Annotated in this window: 17 protein-coding genes; 8 read left to right on the top strand and 9 right to left on the bottom strand. The window is 70.3% G+C overall.

Annotation, left to right across the window (positions count from 1 at the left end):
- Positions 1–368: 368 nt before the first annotated feature.
- A complete protein-coding gene (locus AB0Q90_RS09635; RefSeq protein WP_363164743.1) occupies positions 369–1,019 on the bottom strand; it encodes a DNA-3-methyladenine glycosylase in 651 nt (216 codons plus the stop codon).
- A gap of 138 nt (positions 1,020–1,157) precedes the next feature.
- Here AB0Q90_RS09635 and AB0Q90_RS09630 point away from each other — a divergent pair, with 138 nt between their 5' ends.
- The 3 genes from AB0Q90_RS09630 to AB0Q90_RS09620 all read left to right on the top strand — a co-directional run bounded on the left by AB0Q90_RS09630 (position 1,158) and on the right by AB0Q90_RS09620 (position 3,173).
- Positions 1,158–1,940 (top strand): sporulation protein, encoded by a 783-nt coding sequence (locus AB0Q90_RS09630; protein ID WP_363164744.1) that lies wholly within the window; start codon positions 1,158–1,160, stop codon positions 1,938–1,940.
- Between the two features lie 41 nt (positions 1,941–1,981).
- Complete coding sequence (locus AB0Q90_RS09625) at positions 1,982–2,521, top strand: YbhB/YbcL family Raf kinase inhibitor-like protein (RefSeq protein ID WP_363164745.1); 540 nt, start codon at positions 1,982–1,984, stop codon at positions 2,519–2,521.
- 145 nt (positions 2,522–2,666) lie between these two features.
- Complete coding sequence (locus AB0Q90_RS09620) at positions 2,667–3,173, top strand: HNH endonuclease (RefSeq protein ID WP_363164746.1); 507 nt, start codon at positions 2,667–2,669, stop codon at positions 3,171–3,173.
- A gap of 65 nt (positions 3,174–3,238) precedes the next feature.
- Here AB0Q90_RS09620 and AB0Q90_RS09615 read toward each other — a convergent pair whose 3' ends face one another.
- From AB0Q90_RS09615 to AB0Q90_RS09605, 3 genes are all read right to left on the bottom strand, one after another.
- Entirely contained in the window at positions 3,239–4,183 is a 945-nt protein-coding gene (locus AB0Q90_RS09615) for an SPFH domain-containing protein (RefSeq protein WP_363164747.1), read from the bottom strand.
- Positions 4,184–4,339: 156 nt separating this feature from the next.
- Positions 4,340–4,771: an NfeD family protein gene (locus tag AB0Q90_RS09610; RefSeq protein WP_363164748.1), complete on the bottom strand. Its 432-nt coding sequence runs from the start codon at positions 4,769–4,771 to the stop codon at positions 4,340–4,342.
- A gap of 108 nt (positions 4,772–4,879) precedes the next feature.
- A complete protein-coding gene (locus AB0Q90_RS09605) occupies positions 4,880–5,671 on the bottom strand; it encodes an ABC transporter ATP-binding protein (RefSeq protein ID WP_363164749.1) in 792 nt (263 codons plus the stop codon).
- Between the two features lie 138 nt (positions 5,672–5,809).
- On the opposite strand from AB0Q90_RS09605, the gene AB0Q90_RS09600 reads away from it, so the two are divergent.
- Complete coding sequence (locus AB0Q90_RS09600; protein ID WP_363164750.1) at positions 5,810–6,622, top strand: hypothetical protein; 813 nt, start codon at positions 5,810–5,812, stop codon at positions 6,620–6,622.
- Positions 6,623–6,928: 306 nt separating this feature from the next.
- Here AB0Q90_RS09600 and AB0Q90_RS09595 read toward each other — a convergent pair whose 3' ends face one another.
- The 4 genes from AB0Q90_RS09595 to AB0Q90_RS09580 form a co-directional block, all read right to left on the bottom strand.
- A complete protein-coding gene (locus tag AB0Q90_RS09595) occupies positions 6,929–7,168 on the bottom strand; it encodes a chaplin family protein (RefSeq protein WP_363164751.1) in 240 nt (79 codons plus the stop codon).
- A gap of 189 nt (positions 7,169–7,357) precedes the next feature.
- Positions 7,358–7,606 (bottom strand): chaplin ChpE, encoded by a 249-nt coding sequence (gene chpE, locus AB0Q90_RS09590; protein WP_363164752.1) that lies wholly within the window; start codon positions 7,604–7,606, stop codon positions 7,358–7,360.
- A 156-nt stretch (positions 7,607–7,762) separates the two neighbouring features.
- On the bottom strand, positions 7,763–8,404 hold the full coding sequence (locus AB0Q90_RS09585; RefSeq protein WP_363164753.1) for a response regulator transcription factor: 642 nt from the start codon (positions 8,402–8,404) through the stop codon (positions 7,763–7,765).
- On the bottom strand, positions 8,397–9,542 hold the full coding sequence (locus tag AB0Q90_RS09580; protein ID WP_363164754.1) for a GAF domain-containing sensor histidine kinase: 1,146 nt from the start codon (positions 9,540–9,542) through the stop codon (positions 8,397–8,399). The genes AB0Q90_RS09585 and AB0Q90_RS09580 overlap by 8 nt, the downstream gene beginning before the upstream one ends.
- A 188-nt stretch (positions 9,543–9,730) precedes the next feature.
- Here AB0Q90_RS09580 and AB0Q90_RS09575 point away from each other — a divergent pair, with 188 nt between their 5' ends.
- The 3 genes from AB0Q90_RS09575 (at position 9,731) to AB0Q90_RS09565 (ending at position 12,520) form a co-directional block, all read left to right on the top strand.
- The gene (locus AB0Q90_RS09575) at positions 9,731–10,426 is read left to right on the top strand and encodes an SDR family NAD(P)-dependent oxidoreductase (protein WP_363164755.1); all 696 of its coding nucleotides are present in this window, start codon (positions 9,731–9,733) and stop codon (positions 10,424–10,426) included.
- Positions 10,423–11,499: an S-adenosylmethionine:tRNA ribosyltransferase-isomerase gene (locus tag AB0Q90_RS09570; RefSeq protein WP_363164756.1), complete on the top strand. Its 1,077-nt coding sequence runs from the start codon at positions 10,423–10,425 to the stop codon at positions 11,497–11,499. The genes AB0Q90_RS09575 and AB0Q90_RS09570 overlap by 4 nt, the downstream gene beginning before the upstream one ends.
- 298 nt (positions 11,500–11,797) lie before the next feature.
- The gene (locus AB0Q90_RS09565; RefSeq protein ID WP_363164757.1) at positions 11,798–12,520 is read left to right on the top strand and encodes a transglycosylase SLT domain-containing protein; all 723 of its coding nucleotides are present in this window, start codon (positions 11,798–11,800) and stop codon (positions 12,518–12,520) included.
- 81 nt (positions 12,521–12,601) lie between these two features.
- Here AB0Q90_RS09565 and AB0Q90_RS09560 read toward each other — a convergent pair whose 3' ends face one another.
- Positions 12,602–15,109 (bottom strand): FHA domain-containing protein, encoded by a 2,508-nt coding sequence (locus AB0Q90_RS09560; RefSeq protein WP_363164758.1) that lies wholly within the window; start codon positions 15,107–15,109, stop codon positions 12,602–12,604.
- A gap of 250 nt (positions 15,110–15,359) precedes the next feature.
- On the opposite strand from AB0Q90_RS09560, the gene AB0Q90_RS09555 reads away from it, so the two are divergent.
- Positions 15,360–17,732: a streptophobe family protein gene (locus tag AB0Q90_RS09555; protein WP_363164759.1), complete on the top strand. Its 2,373-nt coding sequence runs from the start codon at positions 15,360–15,362 to the stop codon at positions 17,730–17,732.
- Positions 17,733–17,785 lie beyond the last annotated feature (53 nt).

Here is a 17,785-nt window from a genome sequence, read left to right as displayed (position 1 = left end):
TGCGTTTCCGACTCTATCAGATCTTTTCTCGATCCGATTTCCTCGGTGCTTTCCAGGTTCTCGCTTTCGCGTTTCCCTTTCCGGCGGTTCCGACTCTATCAGATCCTTTCGGGCCTGATTCCCTGTCGGCGGGATTCGCCGGAAGACTTTGGGCTTTCGCTCGTCGGCCTTTCGACATTCACTACGCTAGCCGATTCCCCGTCCAGCTCATAATCGAGCTCTGCGGTTCTGAATTCAGGCATGCGGGCACACCGAATTCGACCCCGCCAAGGGGATGTCGTAGGTAGTGGGTTGGCCGCTCCGGCTGCTGGCGATTGCCGTACCCGGTTCAGCGGCTCGGGCTACGTTACGCGCCTCCCCATGGCGAGTCAACTTGGGCGGCGCCTCGGGGCATGGGCCCTATAAGGGCTGACTGTCGGGTCGTTGGCGACCCAGAAGCGCCAGGGGTGGATGTCGCCGTTGCCCCCGTCGCCGGCCACGCCGGTGCGTGGTCCGTTTCGTACCTGGTCAGATGTGGCCGGGGTGCCGGCCAGCATCCTCAACGGTGTCTCGCCGGAGGCGCAGGCGTCCGTGCCGTCCAGGGCCCGGTCCACGCCGAGGGCGGTCGCCAGGCGAGCCGGTCCTTTGGCCAGTTCCTTGTCATTTCGGGCCGAGAGTCGACGTTTGCGAGCGAGCTCGGCACCCTCGATGATCTCTCCGCCGCGCAGCAGGACCGCGCTCGCGGTGCCGTCGGGACCGCACACCAGGTTCATGCAGTGCCACATGCCGTACGTGAAGTAGACGTACACGTGTCCGGGCGGACCGAACATCACGTCGTTGCGGGGCGTGCGGCCGCGATAGGCGTGGGAGCCGGGATCGTTCTGGCCGTCGTAGGCCTCCACCTCTGTGAGGCGGAGGGAGATCGGACCGTCCGGGGTGGAGCGAACGAGGATGCGGCCGAGGAGGTCGGGGGCGACTTCCAGTACGGGCCGGTCGAAGAAGCTCCTGGAAAGAGGCGTACGGTCGGGGGTCGCGATCATGCCGTCCGAGGGTAGTGCAGACGGGTGGCGGTCACGGGGTGGTCAGCGGGCTCGCACCTTGCGAGGGTGAGGGCGCGGAACCGGCCACGGCCGGATCGCGTTTGTAGGGATCAAGAGTGCACTCGTAGAGGGAGAGACATGGCGTTCAAGAAGCTGCTCGCGAGTCTGGGTTCCGGTGGTGCCTCGGTCGAGACCGTGCTGACCGAGGTCAACGTCGTGCCGGGCGGTGTGGTGCAGGGTGAGGTGCGGATCCAGGGTGGGTCCGTCAACCAGCAGATCGAGGGGCTGTCGGTCGGTCTGCAGGCAAAGGTCGAGGTCGAGAGCGGCGACCAGGAGTACAAGCAGGACATCGAGTTCGCCAAGGTGCGGCTCGGTGGCGCCTTCGAGCTCCAGGCCAATGCGGTGCACGCGGTGCCGTTCGGCATTGAGATCCCGTGGGAGACGCCGATCACGATGATCGACGGGCAGTCGCTGCGCGGGATGGACATCGGGGTGACCACGGAGCTGGAGATCGCCCGTGCGGTGGACTCCGGTGACCTGGACCCGATCAATGTGCACCCGCTGCCGGCGCAGAAGGCGATCCTGGACGCGTTCGTCCAGCTGGGCTTCCGGTTCAAGAACGCGGACATGGAGCGCGGTCACATCCGGGGTACGCGGCAGAAGCTGCCCTTCTACCAGGAGATCGAGTTCCTGCCGCCGCAGCAGTACCGGGGTATCAACCAGGTCGAGTTGAGCTTCGTCGCGGACCAGGACGCGATGGACGTCGTTCTGGAGATGGACAAGAAGCCCGGTCTGTTCAGTGAGGGCAGTGACACCTACCGGTCCTTCAAGGTGGGGCTCAACGACTTCCAGGGCACCGACTGGACCGCGTACCTGAACCAGTGGCTGTCCGAAGTCGGCAGCAAGCGCAACTGGTTCTAGGCTCGGAACCCACTGAACCGTCCGATCAGGAGGTACCCGAGGTGACCGAGCTCAAGAGGCGGCCGCTCCCCCACGACTTCCATCCGCCCGTGCCGTCGTTCGCGGTGACGAGCGAGGACGTCGAGGAGGGGACGACCCTCAAGGACGCTCAGGTCCACGCGGCCGGCAACACCTCGCCGCAGCTGCGGTGGGAGGGCTTCCCGCCCGAGACCAAGAGCTTCGCCGTGACCTGCTACGACCCGGACGCCCCTACGGGGAGCGGGTTCTGGCACTGGGTCGTGTTCGACATTCCGGCCTCGGTGACCGAGTTGCCGGTGGGTGCGGGCAGCGGCAAGTTCGAGGGGCTGCCCGAGGGTGCGGTGCAGGCGCGCAACGACTACGGGTCGAAGGACTTCGGCGGTGCGGCGCCGCCGGCCGGGGACGGGCCGCACCGGTATGTGTTCACGGTGTACGCCGTGGACCAGGAGAAGCTCGGTCCGGACGCGGACGCCTCGCCCGCCGCCGTGGGCTTCAATCTGCGGTTCCGCACGATCGCGCGCGCCCAGCTGATCGGTGAGTACGAGGTGCCCGCCGAAGACTGACGTTCACGGAACGTTTGCCCGCCTCTGGTCTTGGAAGTGATCAGAGGCGGGCATTTTTTATTTCGTTGTCCATCTCGGCGTGCCCGGCCAGAGTTGATCCCAGCCCGCCATGGGGTGGGCCGGTGCACACAGGAGGTGGGCTGGTATGCGGGACACGCTGGTACTGAACGCGAGCTTCGAGCCGCTGTCGACGGTGACGTTGAACCGTGCCGTCGTTCTGGTGCTTCAGGACAAGGCCGTTGTCGAGCAGTCCCACCCCGAGCTGCGCATGCGCGGAGCCGCGGTCGACATACCGGCGCCCCGGGTGATCCGGCTGTGCAGGTACGTACGGGTGCCCTTCCGAAGACAAGCGCCGTGGTCGAGGCGGGGTGTCCTGGTACGTGACCGGCACAGGTGCGCGTACTGCGGCAGGCGGGCGACGACCGTGGACCACGTGGTGCCGCGGTCGCAGGGTGGTCGGGACACCTGGCTGAACACGGTGGCCTCGTGCGCGGAGGACAACCACCGCAAGGCCAATCGGACCCCGGACGAGGCGGGGATGCCGTTGCTGCGGGAGCCGTTCGAGCCGACTCCGGCGGACGCGATGCTGTTGTCGTTGGGTCACGAGGACTTCCGGGCGCTGCCGGAGTGGCTGGGCCGTTCCGCCGCCTAGTCGATGCGTGAGGGGGTCCGCCTTCGGAAGAAGGCGGACCCCTTTGTCGTACGGCCGTGTCGGCGTCAGTCGATGCTCGGCTTCTCCCGGCGTTCCGTGCCGCTGCCGGAGTTGCCTCCGCCCGAACCGCCGCCCAGGGGGCCGAAGTTGCCCATGGCGCCGGAGAGGCCCTTGAGGGCGTCGCCGATCTCGCTGGGCACGATCCAGAGCTTGTTGGCGTCGCCCTCGGCGATCTTCGGGAGCATCTGGAGGTACTGGTAGGAGAGAAGCTTCTGGTCGGGGTCGCCGGCGTGGATCGCCTCGAATACCGTGCGGACGGCCTGGGCCTCGCCCTCGGCACGCAGGGCGGCGGCCTTGGCCTCACCTTCGGCGCGCAGGATCTGGGACTGCTTCTCGCCTTCCGCGGTGAGGATGGCGGCCTGGCGCGTACCTTCGGCGGTGAGGATCGCGGCGCGCTTGTCGCGGTCGGCGCGCATCTGCTTCTCCATCGAGTCCTGGATGGAGGTGGGCGGCTCGATCGCCTTGAGCTCGACACGGTTGACGCGGATGCCCCACTTGCCGGTGGCCTCGTCGAGGACGCCGCGCAGGGCCGCGTTGATCTCCTCGCGGGAGGTCAGGGTGCGTTCCAGGTCCATGCCGCCGATGATGTTGCGCAGCGTGGTGACGGTGAGCTGCTCGATCGCCTGGATGTAGCTGGCGACTTCGTAGGTGGCGGCCCGGGCGTCGGTCACCTGGTAGTAGATGACGGTGTCGATGTTGACGACCAGGTTGTCCTGGGTGATCACCGGCTGCGGCGGGAACGGCACGACCTGTTCGCGCAGGTCGATGCGGTTGCGGATGGTGTCGATGAACGGGACGACGATGTTGAGGCCCGCGTTCAGTGTCCGCGTGTAGCGGCCGAAGCGCTCGACGATGGCGGCGCTGGCCTGTGGGATGACTTGGATCGTCTTGATCAGGGCGATGAAGACCAACACCACCAGAATGATCAAGACGATGATGACCGGTTCCATCGTCGGCTCCCCGTACCCTTCTCCGCCTCGGCGCTGTCGCAGATCCTGCGGATCCTAATTGGTGCAGATCTTATGCTTGTTGAAGATCTTGCCGGTCGAGTCTGACAGACCGTCGCGTGGCCCGTGGGGTGTTCTCCCCAGTTGCGTCGTGCGAGGTCACATGACGATCGCCGTGGCTCCCTCGATGTCCACGACGTCCACTTCCTGCCCTACCTCGTAGGCGCGTTCGCCGTCGAGGGAGCGGGCCGACCAGACCTCCCCGGCGAGCTTGATCCGGCCACCGGTGGCGTCGACCCGTTCCAGTACGACCGCCTGCTTGCCCTTCAACGCCTCGACACCGGAGACGAGTTGGGGCCGCTCGTTGCGGTGCCGTGCGGCGACGGGCCGTACGGCGGCGGCCAGGGCCACGGAGACGGCGACGAAGACGACGACCTGGAGGACGATGCCGCCGCCGAGGCCGGCCACGCCCGCGGCGGCCACCGCGCCCAGGGCGAGCATGCCGAGTTCGGGCATGGCGGTGATCACGAGCGGAATTCCGAGCGCGGCCGCGCCGATGAGCCACCACACCCATGCGTCGATGTCGTTCACATGGTCATGGTAGGACCGCACAACCTGCCGCCGACAGGGCGCAGATCAGGTTGACACGGCCTTCTTACCCGTGATTTCGCGGGGAGTTCACGTATGCGGCGCGTGAGGTCAGGACAGCGGGAGGCCCTGGGCGGTCCAGCGCTCGCCGACCTGCTCGACGACGAGCGGGAGGCCGAAGCAGTGAGAGAGGTTGCGGGAGGTGAGTTCGAGCTCCAGCGGGCCGGCGGCGAGCACCTTGCCCTGACGGATCATCAGGACGTGGGTGAAGCCGGGGGCGATTTCCTCGACATGGTGGGTCACCATGATCATCGAGGGGGCGATGGGGTCGCGGGCGAGACGGCCGAGGCGGCGTACGAGGTCCTCACGGCCGCCGAGGTCGAGACCGGCGGCGGGTTCGTCGAGGAGGAGCAGCTCGGGGTCGGTCATCAGGGCGCGGGCGATGAGGGTGCGCTTGCGCTCGCCCTCGGAGAGCGTGCCGAACCTGCGCTCCAGGAAGTCGCTCATGCCGAGGCGGTCGAGAAAGGCGCGGGCGCGCTGCTCGTCGACCTCGTCGTAGTCCTCGTGCCAGGTCGCCGTCATGCCGTACGCGGCCGTCAGCACGGTCTCCAGGACGGTCTGGCGCTTGGGGAGCTTGTCGGCCATGGCGATGCCGGCCATGCCGATGCGCGGGCGCAGGTCGAAGACGTCGACCTTGCCGAGGGTGTCGCCGAGGATGGTGGCGGTGCCCTTGCTGGGGAAGAGGTAGCTGGACGCGACATTGAGGAGGGTGGTCTTGCCGGCGCCGTTGGGGCCGAGGATCACCCAGCGCTCGCCCTCCTTGACCGACCAGGAGACCTGGTCCACCAGAGCCCGGCCCTCACGGACCACGGATACGTCCTGAAGCTCCAGAACATCGCTCATGAGCGCGTTGTCTCCCCTTGCAGTGTGACCGGTCTCGGCGTCTCGGCTGGCGCGTGCTCCTGTGGGCGCAGCCCTCAAGGAAATCTACGCCACCGGTCGCCCGCTCCATTCCATCGGTCCGGTCCTTAGGGTGGGGGCATGCTCTCGGAACCACGTTCAGGACGCCTTGCCTCTTGGGGAAATGCCCTCTTGGCCGGACTTGTCTCTCCGGATGACGCCGTACTCGCGATCGTCGGCGACGACGCCGTGCACCGGGTGGAGGGCCTGCCGGGCGAGTCCGCGCCCGTCGGGCTGACTCTGGCCCTGGGACGGCTGCGGACGCTCGGCGCGACCGGGCTGCGGGTCGCGCTGCCCGCGCCGGGGCATCCGCTGGGGCTGAGCGGGCCGCCGGAGTTCAACGCGCGGGCGCTGGACGCCGAGGAGGCGGTGATCTGTCACGGCACCGCGTTCGGGCTGGTGCCGGAGGTGTACGAGGCCGGGCCCGACGGCGATGTGCATGTCGAGGTGGTGTGGCATGTGCTGCCGGTGCGGGAGGCGCCGCCCGCGGATGTGCCGTCACTGGGCGAGGCGGAACGGGAGCTCGCGGAGGCCTTGCGGGAGGCGACGGAGGTGCTGTCGCGGTTGGACGTCGCCGGGTCGGGGCCGGTGGCCGAGGCGGCGATCGACGCGTATCGGGCGCGGGCCGAGCAATTGGGCGGTGGTCGGGCGGCGGACGGGAGGGAGATTCTGGCACCGGGGTATCCGCCGCGGGCGGTGCGGGTGCTGGAGCTGGCGCAGCGGGTGGGAGTGCTGGTCGCCGTGGCGTATGAGAGCGGGCACGGGGGTGCGGTGAGCGCGAGTGAGATGTCCGCGCGGGCGGTGGCTCTGCGGCCGGTTGAGCGGACGGCTCGGCGGGCGCAGGTCGCCGCGTACAACTCCGTTGTGGAGGAGCGGGAGCGGGGGGTGCGGTGAGCGGGGTTCGACGGTGACCGGGGTTGGGGCTGCTGGGGTGGGTTGCGCAGCCCGGCGCTGACGGGGTGCCGCCTCTCTTTGGCAGCGGGGCCGCCCCAGGCGGCACTCATGCCCGCAGGATCAGCGGCTGTATCGGCACCGCCTGCCGGGGTGGGCATGGGGCAGCGCCCCGAAGGGGCGCGGGGAACTGCGCGACCAGCCCCCACCGGCCCGCAGCCGAAGGGCCGCCGCGTCTGTCGCACGCATGCCAAGGGCCCCGCGAGTCATCGTTGACTTGCGGGGCCCTTGGCCGGCTCGGACCCGACGTCAGTCGTTCGCGCCCGTGTTGCCGAACGCCGGGTTCAGGCCGGCGATGCCGTTGACCGTGTTGCCGACGACGTTGACGGGGACGTGGACGGGAACCTGGATGAGGTTGCCCGAGCCGACGCCCGGCGACTTCACGGCCGCGCCGTCGGCACCCGCGTCAGCGACAGCGGCACCGGCGGAAGCGCCAGCGGCGGCGCCGGCGACGGCGAGGGCCACGGCGGCCTTCTTGGCGATGTTCATGGGAAGCGTTCCTCCTGCGTTTGCGTGTCCGACCCGGCCGCGGGTCTTAGGCTGATCAACGCCCGGCACGTCATGAACGGCACGGAACACCGCCGTGAACTGCCCGTTCGGATCATTGAGCGGACAAGCTGACCGGCCCCCCGGGAAGACCCGGAAGGCCGGAGGTCACCACCGCCGGTGCGGCGCAGCTCAGTGGTTGACGCCGAGGTTGCCGAACGCCGGGTTCAGCACGCCGATGACGTTCACGCTGTTGCCGACCGCGTTCACCGGGATGTGCACCGGGGCCTGGACGACGTTGCCCGAACCGACGCCCGGGGAGCCCACGGCCTTGCCGTCGGCAAAGGAGCCGCCGTCGGTGGCCGAGGCCATGCCGGCACCGGCGGCGACCAGCCCGCCGGCCACCATCGTCACGGCCGCTACCTTCTTCAGGTTCTTCACTTCTGAGCCCTCCTTGCGATTGCCGCGACAGGCGCCGCAGCACGCCTTGGAGAACGGCGGAGATCCATGAAGGGTGCGCCATCCGGGGGACATTCCCACGACGGTATGAATCTCAGTCCGGAGCGGAACCCTCCGTATTGCCGTGCGGAGGGCCTTTCACCCGGTCACGCCATGGCGTACGGCCCACAGTGCCGCCTGGGTGCGGTCCGCCAGGTCGAGTTTCATCAGGATGTTCGAGACGTGCGTCTTGACCGTCTTCTCGGACAGCACGAGCGCGCGGGCGATCTCCCGGTTGGAGCGGCCGTCGGCTATCAGACCGAGCACCTCGCGCTCCCGTTCCGTCAGGGAGCCGGCTCTGCCCTGGCCGGAGCCGGTGTCCTCCTGGGACAGCAGGGCGCCCGCGACCTCGGGCTGGAGCAGGATGTGCCCGGCGTGGACCGAGCGGATGGCGCCGGCCAGCGCGTCGGGGTCGACGTCCTTGTAGACGTAACCGGCGGCGCCCGCCCGCAGCGCCGGGACCACCGTGCGCTGCTCGGTGAAGCTGGTGACGATCAGCACGCGCGCGGGGTTGTTCAGCTCGCGGAGCTTGCGCAGGGCGTCGACGCCGTCCATGCCCGGCATCTTGACGTCCATGAGGACGACGTCGGGCTTCAGTTCCTCGGCGCGGGCGACTCCTTCGGCGCCGTCGGCGGCCTCGCCGACGACCTCGATGTCGTCCTGCACCTCAAGGAAGGTCCGCAGGCCCCGGCGGACCACCTGGTGGTCGTCGACCAGCAGCACCTTGATTGGGTCAGCCACCGGGGACCTCCATCTCGATCGTGGTGCCCTTGCCGGGCGCCGATTCCACCGTCAGTGTGCCGCCGACCCCGCTCGCCCGGTCCCGCATGGAGACCAGGCCCAGGTGACGGCCGGCCCTGCGCACGGACTGCGGGTCGAAACCGCCGCCGTCGTCCATGACCCGCAGCACGGCACCGCTGCCGCGCCGGTCCAGGGTCACGTCGACGGCCTGCCCGCCCGAGTGGCGCAAGGCGTTGTGCAGGGCCTCCTGGGCGACGCGCAGCAGCGCTTCCTCCTGGGCCGCGGGCAGGGCGCGTATGCCGTTGCCGGCGAAGGTCACGCGCGCGCTGTGGGCGCGGTCGAGCACCTGGACGTGGGTGCGCAGGGTGGCGACGAGGCCGTCCTCGTCGAGCGCGGCGGGGCGCAGCTCGACGACGGCGGCGCGCAGTTCGTCGGCGGCCTCCGCGGCGAGCACGGCCACCTGCTGCAGTTCGCCCTTGGCGCGGGAGGGGTCGCGGTCGACGAGGCGGGCGGCGGCCTGTGCGGTCAGGCGCAGGGAGAACAGTTTCTGGCTGACTGCGTCGTGCAGTTCGTGGGCGAGGCGCGAGCGTTCCTCGGCGATGGTCAGTTCGCGGCTGCGTTCGTACAGGCGGGCGTTGGTCAGGGCGATGGCCGCGTGCTGGGCGAGGATGGAGAGCAGTTCCTCGTCCTCCTCGGTGAAGCCGCAGGCGCCCTGTGGCTTGGCGCAGTTCTTGTTGGCGAGGAACAGCGCGCCGATGACCTCGTCGCCGTCGCGGATCGGCAGGCCCAGGAAGTCGGACATGTCCGGGTGGGCGGAGGGCCAGCCCTCGAAGCGGGGGTCCTTGCGGACGTCGGCGAGGCGCTCCGGCCTGGCCTGGTGGAGCATCGCCGCGAGGATGCCGTGCTGGCGCGGGAGGGGGCCGATGGCCTTCCACTGCGCGTCGCTGACACCGTCGACCACGAACTGGGCGAAGCCGCCGTGGTCGTCCGGGACGCCGAGCGCGGCGTACTGGGCGTCCAGCAGTTCGCGGGCCGAGGCGACGATCGTCTTGAGGACGTCGCGCACCTCCAGATGCCTGCTCATGGCCAGCAGCGCGGAGCTCACCGCGGCGAGGCCGGACCCGGGACCTTGACTCATGTCCTCACGGTACCGGCGGGGTGTGACAGCGCGGATCGGACCTGTGACGGCGGCCGCCTACGTCTGTGGGCCTAGGGCCGCGGTCCCCGGCCGAAAGGCCCCGCCCTGTTGCGGCTCGCGTCCGAGGCGGTGCGGGCGGGCCCGTTCCTACGTTGAAGGCACTTCGATCTGTGACGAGGGGACATGTCATGCCGGTAGCGATCATCACGGGGGCCTCGAAGGGTCTGGGGCGGGCGCTCGCCGAGGCGCTGGCCGCGCGCGGCTGGGATCTGGTGCTCGACGCGAGGACCGCGGAGGTGTTGAAGGAGACCGCGGCGGCCGTCGCCGTGCACGGCACGCGCGTGGAGGCGCTGCCGGGCGATGTCATGGACGCCGGGCACCGGTCCGGTCTTGTGGCGGCCGCCCGGCGGCTCGGCGGTGTCGATCTGCTGGTGAACAACGCGAGCGCGCTGGGCGCCGAGCCGCTCGTACGGCTGGAGGAGCTGCCGCTGGAGGGGCTGCGGCGGGCACTGGAGGTGAATGTGGTGGCGCCGGTGGCCCTGGTCCAGGAGGCGCTGCCGCTGCTGCGGGCGTCCGCGGCGGGCACGGTCGTCACGGTCAGCTCGGACGCCGCCGCCGAGGCCTACGAGACGTGGGGCGGCTACGGGGCGTCCAAGGCGGCCCTGGACCATGTCGCGGCGGTGCTCGGTGAGGAGGAGCCCGGGCTGCGGGTCTGGGCGGTGGACCCGGGGGACATGGCCACCGATCTGTACGCGGCGGCCGTACCGGACGACGACGAACCGCGGCCGGTGCCGGCCGGGGTGGTGCCGGGGTTCCTGCGGCTGCTGGAGGAGCGGCCGGCGAGCGGGCGCTACAGCGCGCCCTCTTTGGTGGAGGGGCGATGACGCTGGCGGTACAGGTGCCGGAGGAGCTGTCGGCGCGGGTGCCGGCCGAGCAGCGGGGGCCGGGGCTGGACCGGGATGCCGTACGGCTGCTCGTGTCGCGGGGTGCCGAGGTGTCGCATCACGCGTTCGTGGAGCTGCCGGGGCTGCTCCGGGCCGGGGATCTGCTGGTGGTCAACACCTCGCAGACGCTGGCGGCCGCGGTGGACGGGGAGGTCGGGCACGCGCGCGTGGTGGTGCATTTCTCCACGCGCGGGGACGACGGGCGCTGGGTGGTCGAGCTGCGGGATCCCGATGGCAGGGGCACCACACGCGCGCGTGCGGGCGGGCCTGCGGGGACGGAGGTGCGGCTGCCGGGGGGTTCGGTGCTGGTTCTGGAGGAGGCCGCAAGCGACCGGCTGTGGTGGGCCCGGGTGTCCGGCGGGGAGGTCCTCGGGCTGCTCCGGAAGCACGGGCGGCCCATTCGCTACTCCTATACGGAGCGCGACCAGCCGCTGTCCGTCTACCAGACGGTGTTCGCGCTGCCGTCGCCCGACGGGGCGGGCAGTGCGGAGATGCCGAGTGCCGCGCGGCCCTTCACCGCGCGGATGGTGGCGGAGCTGGTGAGCCGTGGGGTGCAGTTCGCGCCGGTCACGCTGCACACGGGGGTGGCCTCGGCCGAGGCGCACGAGCCGCCGTATCCGGAGCGGTACGCGGTGCCGGAGGCGTCGGCGCGGCTGATCAGCGCGGTGCGGGCGGGCGACGGGCGGGTGATCGCGGTGGGGACGACGGCGGTACGGGCCGTGGAGTCGGCGGCGGGCGCCGACGGGGTCGTACGCGCGCGTGCGGGGTGGACGGATCTCGTGGTCACTCCGGAGCGCGGGGTGCGGGTGGTGGACGGGCTGCTGACCGGGCTGCACGAGCCGGAGGCCTCGCATCTGCTGATGCTGGAGGCGGTCGCGGGGCGGGCGGCGATCGACCGCGGGTACGAGGAGGCTCTGCGCGGGCTCTACCTGTGGCACGAGTTCGGGGACGTGCATCTCCTCCTGCCGACGGACAACCCTCACTCAGAGCATTGCTCCCGCAACTGCTGGTGAGACTGTTACCCGGCCGATGTGAGGCCGCGCATAGGACCCAGATCACGTACGAAGGTGCATAGGAGATAAAGGTCCCCTGTGTGAGCGGGAAAGACCTTCCCGTCTGTCCTGATTTGCCCTTCCCCGATCAACTACCCGGGATCGTACGTCACATCTTTGCCTGGCAATTTTGCGGCCGCTAAGAATGGCTGCCGTCGCTCAGCGCCGCGGGTTCCGCCCGCGGCGTTTGTGCCGGAAGCACCCGTGTCCCCCGCCGGACAGCGAGCGACCTCCGCGCTATTCGAAGAGGTCCATCCGCATGCCCAAGAACACCTCCACCCCTGGTCATCGCCTTGCCCTGACCAAGCGGCACAAGATCGCGATCGCGGGTGTCGCCACGCTCGGCGCCGCCGCCCTCGCGTTCTCCGCGGTTCCGGGCAACGCTCAGACGACCACGGCCGAGGCTCCCGCGGGCACGGTGGCGTACAGCTCCGAGAAGATCCAGGACGTCAAGGCCGGCATCACCGACCAGCTTGCGGGTGCCAGCCTCAAGGCCGAGGCCGTAGCGGCCAAGAAGAAGGCCGAGGCCGAGGCGGCGGCGAAGAAGAAGGCCGCTGCCGAGGCCGCCAAGAAGAAGGCCGAGGCGGAGCGCAAGGCGAAGGAGGCCGCGAGCCGGTCCGCCGCCCGCGCCCAGGTCAAGCCGGTCGCCGCGAAGACCTACGCCAACAACCTCGACGGCTGGATCAAGCACGCGCTCGACATCATGGACGAGCACAACATCCCGGGCACCTACAACGGCCTGTACCGCAACATCATGCGGGAGTCCTCGGGCAACCCGAACGCCATCAACAACTGGGACATCAACGCCATCAACGGCACCCCGTCGATCGGTCTGCTCCAGATCATCAAGCCGACCTTCGACGCGTACCACGTCCCCGGCACCGCCTGGAGCCAGTACGACCCGGTCGCCAACCTCACCGCCGCCGCCAACTACGCGGCCGACCGGTACGGCTCGATCGACAACGTCAACAGCGCGTACTGAGGCCGGCGCGGACCTCTGTACGGAACGCCGAAGGGCGGCACCTCCTGACGGGTGCCGCCCTTCGGCGTCGTACGGGGACCGCTACTTGCGCATGACCTCGGGCTCGTGGCGGCGCAGGAAGCGGGCCACGAAGATGCCGCAGATCACGCCGAGGACGATCAGGGCGGCCATGTCCATGCCCCAGGCGCCGACGGTGTGCTCCCACAGCGGGTCGTCGCTGTCGCCCTTGGCGGGCGGGCTGATCTTGTTGAAGTCGAGCGTGGCGCCCGCGGCGGCGACCGCCCAGCGCGACGGCATCAGGTACGACAGCTCGTTGACGCCGACCGAGTTGGCCAGCGGGAACAGACAGCCGGTGAAGACGACCTGGACGATCGCGAACATGACCAGCAGCGGCATGGTCTTCTCGGCGGTCTTCACCAGGGCCGAGATGATCAGGCCGAACATCATCGCGGTGAAGCCCAGCGCCATGATCGGAATGCACAGCTCCAGCAGGATCTGGCTGCCGAGGATCAGGCCCTCGTCCGGGATGGTGCGGCTGGAGAAGCCGATGACGCCGACCATCAGGCCCTGCAGCACGGTGATCAGGCCGAGCACGAACACCTTGGACATCAGGTACGCGGACCGGGACAGGCCGGTCGCGCGCTCCCGCTCGTAGATGACCCGTTCCTTGATCAGCTCACGGACGGAGTTCGCGGCGCCGGCGAAGCAGGCACCCACCGCGAGGATCAGCAGGACCGTGAGGGCCGTGCCGTTGGCGACGGGCTTGCCGGTGTTCGGGTTGATCTCCGTGTTGACCAGGAGGTCCTTGCCGGAGTCGATGAGCAGGCTCACCGAGCCGAGGACGAGCGGCAGGATGATCGACAGGGCCAGGAAGCCCTTGTCGGACGCGATGACCGAGACATAGCGGCGCACCAGCGTGCCGAACTGACTCATCCAGCCCTGCGGCTTGGGCGGCTTCATCGCCTGCATCGGCGGCATCTGTACGGACTGCGGCGCAACGGCGTCGATGTCCGCGGCGTACATCTGGTAGTGCTGCGAGCCCTTCCAGCGGCCCGCCCAGTCGTAGTCGCGGTAGTTCTCGAAGGCGGAGAAGACATCGGCCCAGGTGTCGTAGCCGAAGAAGTTCAGTGCCTCCTCCGGCGGGCCGAAGTAGGCGACCGCGCCGCCCGGCGCCATCACGAGCAGCTTGTCGCAGATCGCGAGCTCGGCCACCGAGTGGGTGACCACGAGGACCGTACGGCCGTCGTCGGCGAGGCCGCGCAGCAGCTGCATGACGTCGCGGTCCATGCCCGGGTCGAGGCCGGAGGTCGGCTCGTCCAGGAAGATCAGCGACGGCTTGGTCAGCAGCTCAAGGGCGACCGAGACACGCTTGCGCTGGCCACCGGAGAGGGAGGTGACCTTCTTCTCCTTGTGGATGTCCAGCTTCAGCTCGCGCAGGACCTCGTCGATGCGGGCCTCGCGCTCGGCGCCGGTGGTGTCGGCCGGGAAGCGGAGCTTGGCCGCGTACTTGAGGGCCTTCTTGACGGTCAGTTCCTTGTGCAGGATGTCGTCCTGCGGAACCAGACCGATGCGCTGACGCAGCTCGGCGAACTGCTTGTACAGGTTCCGGTTGTCGTAGAGGACGTCGCCCTGGTTGGCGGGGCGGTAGCCGGTGAGCGCCTTGAGCAGGGTCGACTTGCCGGAGCCGGAGGGGCCGATGACCGCGATCAGCGACTTCTCCGGGACGCCGAAGGAGACGTCCTTGAGGATCTGCTTGCCGCCGTCGACCGTGACGGTCAGATGGCGGGCCGAGAAGGAGACCTCACCGGTGTCGACGAACTCCTCAAGACGGTCGCCGACGATACGGAACGTCGAGTGACCGACACCGACGATGTCCGCCGGTCCGAGCAGCTGCGAGCCGCCCTTGGCGATCGGCTGACCGTTGACGTACGTGCCGTTGTGCGAGCCCAGGTCGCGGATCTCCATGCGACCGTCGGGCGTCGAGTGGAACTCGGCGTGGTGCCGGGAGACCTGGAGGTCGGAGACGACCAGCTCGTTCTCCAGGGCACGGCCGATGCGCATCACGCGGCCGATGGAGAACTGGTGGAACGTGGTGGGGCTGCGGTCGCCGTAGACCGGCGGCGCCCCCGCGCCGACGCCGGGACCCTGCTGCTGCGGGATGTTCGGCGCGCCCTGCTGGGGCTGCTGCCAACCGGCCTGCGGGGCCTGCTGCTGCGGCGTCTGGGCCCAGCCCGGGTTGGCGCCCTGGGCGGCGTACGGTTGCTGCGGCTGGGCCTGCGGCACGGCCACGCCCTGCGCGGCGCCGGACAGGTTCAGCCGCGGTCCGTCGGTCGCGTTGCCCAGGTGTACGGACGTGCCGGCGCCGAGCTCCATCTGGTGGATCCGCTGGCCCTGCACGAACGTGCCGTTGGTGCTGCCATGGTCCTCGATGGCCCAACTGCGGCCGCTCCAGCTGATCGTGGCGTGGCGCCAGGAGACCCTGGCGTCGTCCAGCACGACGTCTCCCTGCGGATCGCGTCCGAGGGTGTATGTCCTGGACGGATCGAGCGTCCAGGTTTGTCCGTTGAATTCCAGTACGAGTTCCGGCACTCCATGCCCCACTGAGTAGTCCCCCGAGTTACCCCCATCACAGGGAGTCTAGGGATGTCGAACATCGTCGGGAACTATTTCAGGCTCGGCCCCCTGACCGAAAGTCGGGCCTTGTGAAGACCACGCGCATACGCATCGACTGGTTCCGTTGACGGGGGTTGAAACCGACCCGGAGAGTGGTAATCCACGCGAGGGGGACATGCGCGGCGACTTCGCCGCGTCGCGGATCTGGGGGATCGGGGGATCTGCCATGAGTGCGTCCATGAACGTCGAGACCGCGGACCACGGCACGAAGGTGCCGTGGGGGGACGTCCTGCTCTCCGCCATAGCGGCGGTGAGTTGGGCGCTGATCGGCATGGCGGGCACGGCGGCGCTCGGCCTGCATCTGCTGGAGGCGGACTCGGCGGGCTCGTTGGGGCCCATGACCGCGGCGGTCGTGGCGCTCGGGGCGGGCGGTTCGGTGACGCCGTCGGGCGACGTGTCCGCGTTCGGGCTGACGGGCGCGGAGGCGGCGACCGCCATCGAGATCACGCCATTGGGGGTGAGCCTGGTCGGCGCGCTGCTGCTGTCCTGGTTCTTCCTACGGTCCCTGCGGGCGGCGGGAGTTGTGATCTCACCGGCCGAACTCCTCGCGCGCGCGGGTGCGGTGGTCGCGCTGTTCGTGGCGATGCTGGGCGGCCTTGCCTGGGCGGGCCACGATGTCATCACGATCGACGGCGGCGCCCTCGGGCTCGACGACCTGCCCGGCGGCGGGGGCGGGGGCGGCGGCATCGAGATCCCCGGGCTCGGGGACGTCGGGGACATCGGCGGGCTGCTGCCCGACCAGATCGGCGACCTGATCGACGCGGAGGCGGCGGTGGGTTTCACCGTCGACACGGCGCCGACCCTGCTCGGTGGCATGGGCTGGTCGGCCGGGATCCTGCTGATCGCGCTGCTGGCCTCGCGGCGCACTCCGCTGCCGCGCGGCTGGGAGGCCGTGCACCGCGTCGTACGGCCGGCCGTCTCCGCGCTCGTCACCGTGCTGCTGCTGGCGGTCGTGGCGGGGCTCGCGGCAGCGGCGTACGCGGCGATCGGCGACGACAACCCGAAGCGGATCGGGGGCGCCGCGCTGCTCGGGGCGCCGAACGGGGTGTGGCTGGGTATCCCGGTCGGCCTGTTCGTGCCCTGGGACGGCGAGGCCACGGGTCCGCTCGCGCAGTTCCTGCCCGATCCCGTCGACGACCTGCTGGTCGACTCCGACGACGCCCTCACTCTGGGGCGCCTGGCCGAGCTGGACAGCCGCGTGTGGCTGCTCGGCATCGCGGCGGCGGTGATGATGCTGCTGGCGGGGGTGCTGACGGCTGTGCGGACGCCGGTGGGCAGGCCGGTGGGGGCGCTGGCGGGGACGGCGGTGGGTGGGGATGACGGTGGGTGGAAGGGGGCGGCTCGTGCCGGTGGCACCGGTGGTGCGGGTGGTGCGGGTGTTCGGGGCTCTCGTGCGCTCGGATTTGTTGGGCAGTGTGCGCTGCGGCTGGGGGTCGCGACGGCGTTGACGCTGCCGCTGCTGGCGTGGCTGACGGAGGTGTCCGTGGACGCCTCGCTGTCCGTCCTCGGCGTCGACGCGTTCGGGGCCGGAATCGAACTGCAGGGCCGACTCGGCATGGCGCTGCTCCTCGGGGCGGCCTGGGGCGCGGGGGCGGGCGCCGCGGGCGCGCTGCTCGCCCGGGCGACCGGGGCTGCGGGGCAGCAGGCGGCGCCGTTGGCATTGTTGGCACTGGGTGACGGGGCGGCCGGGGTGTCGGTGGCGGCGGGTGGCGGGTATGCGGGGCAGGCTGGTGCCGCGTATCCAGGGCAGGCAGGTGCCGGGGATCGGTGGGAAGCGGGGGCGCGGCCTCCGGGGCAGACGTATCCGGGGCAGGCGGAAACCGCGTATCCGGGGCCGGCGAGTGCCGGGGATCGGTGGGAGGCGGGGGCGGGGCCTCCGGGGCAGGCGCATCCCGGGCAGCCGGGCGCCGCGTACCCAGGGCAGGCAGGTGCCGGGCGTACCGGGCAAGCGGATGCCGGGCGTACCGGGCAAGCGAGCGGCGGTCAGCAGCAGGAAGCGGGGGCGGCAGGGCCGTATGCGCACGGCACGCCCTCGTACCGGCCGCCGAATCCTGCGACGAATCCGTATCTGAGGGTGCCGGACGAGCTCCGGCAGCCGAGGGAGCCGGAGGACGCTCGGCCTTCGGATGCGGGTCCGCCGCCTGGGGGTGGGCAGGCGCCGGGCGGCGTTTCATCTCCCGGGCGCGCCCAGCGTCCGGGCGGCTCGCAAGGGCCGGGCGGAGCTCCCGAGCCCGGAGGCAGGCAACCGGGAGGCCGGGTCCCACCACCGGGCTACACACAGCCCCCCGGCGCGGTCCCGCCGCCCGAGCCGCCGTCCCGCGACGAGTCGGATCAGGACGACGACGGCCCTCCGCCCGACGACATGTACGGCGCGCCCACCGTCGTTCGGCCGATCGAGCCGCCGCCGAGGTCGCCTCAGCGGCCTCCGCGGCCGCGGCCCGAGGACCGCAGGTCCGGTGGCACGGGCGAGGGGCCGCCGCCTCCGCCTCCGCCGCCTCCTCCGCCGCCGCCGCCGAGGGGGCCCAAGGGGCGCGGGTGACCCGTGGGGCGAGCCGTGATCGTTGTGTAAGGTCCGGGCCATCGAGGCGACAC

It is taken from the genome of Streptomyces sp. NPDC079141 (assembly GCF_040686775.1).
Classification (GTDB): domain Bacteria; phylum Actinomycetota; class Actinomycetes; order Streptomycetales; family Streptomycetaceae; genus Streptomyces.
Note: the sequence above shows the minus strand (reverse complement) of the source record. Positions and strands in the feature narration are given on the sequence as shown.

Coding starts and splice junctions, on each gene's coding strand:
- AB0Q90_RS09605 (WP_363164749.1), bottom strand. CDS start 5,671: ATGAGCGATGTTCTGGAGCTTCAGGACGTATCCGTGGTCCGTGAGGGC.
- AB0Q90_RS09630 (WP_363164744.1), top strand. CDS start 1,158: ATGGCGTTCAAGAAGCTGCTCGCGAGTCTGGGTTCCGGTGGTGCCTCG.
- AB0Q90_RS09570 (WP_363164756.1), top strand. CDS start 10,423: ATGACGCTGGCGGTACAGGTGCCGGAGGAGCTGTCGGCGCGGGTGCCG.
- AB0Q90_RS09595 (WP_363164751.1), bottom strand. CDS start 7,168: ATGAACATCGCCAAGAAGGCCGCCGTGGCCCTCGCCGTCGCCGGCGCC.
- AB0Q90_RS09620 (WP_363164746.1), top strand. CDS start 2,667: ATGCGGGACACGCTGGTACTGAACGCGAGCTTCGAGCCGCTGTCGACG.
- AB0Q90_RS09575 (WP_363164755.1), top strand. CDS start 9,731: ATGCCGGTAGCGATCATCACGGGGGCCTCGAAGGGTCTGGGGCGGGCG.
- AB0Q90_RS09565 (WP_363164757.1), top strand. CDS start 11,798: ATGCCCAAGAACACCTCCACCCCTGGTCATCGCCTTGCCCTGACCAAG.
- AB0Q90_RS09615 (WP_363164747.1), bottom strand. CDS start 4,183: ATGGAACCGGTCATCATCGTCTTGATCATTCTGGTGGTGTTGGTCTTC.
- AB0Q90_RS09555 (WP_363164759.1), top strand. CDS start 15,360: ATGAGTGCGTCCATGAACGTCGAGACCGCGGACCACGGCACGAAGGTG.
- AB0Q90_RS09600 (WP_363164750.1), top strand. CDS start 5,810: ATGCTCTCGGAACCACGTTCAGGACGCCTTGCCTCTTGGGGAAATGCC.
- AB0Q90_RS09635 (WP_363164743.1), bottom strand. CDS start 1,019: ATGATCGCGACCCCCGACCGTACGCCTCTTTCCAGGAGCTTCTTCGAC.
- AB0Q90_RS09580 (WP_363164754.1), bottom strand. CDS start 9,542: ATGAGTCAAGGTCCCGGGTCCGGCCTCGCCGCGGTGAGCTCCGCGCTG.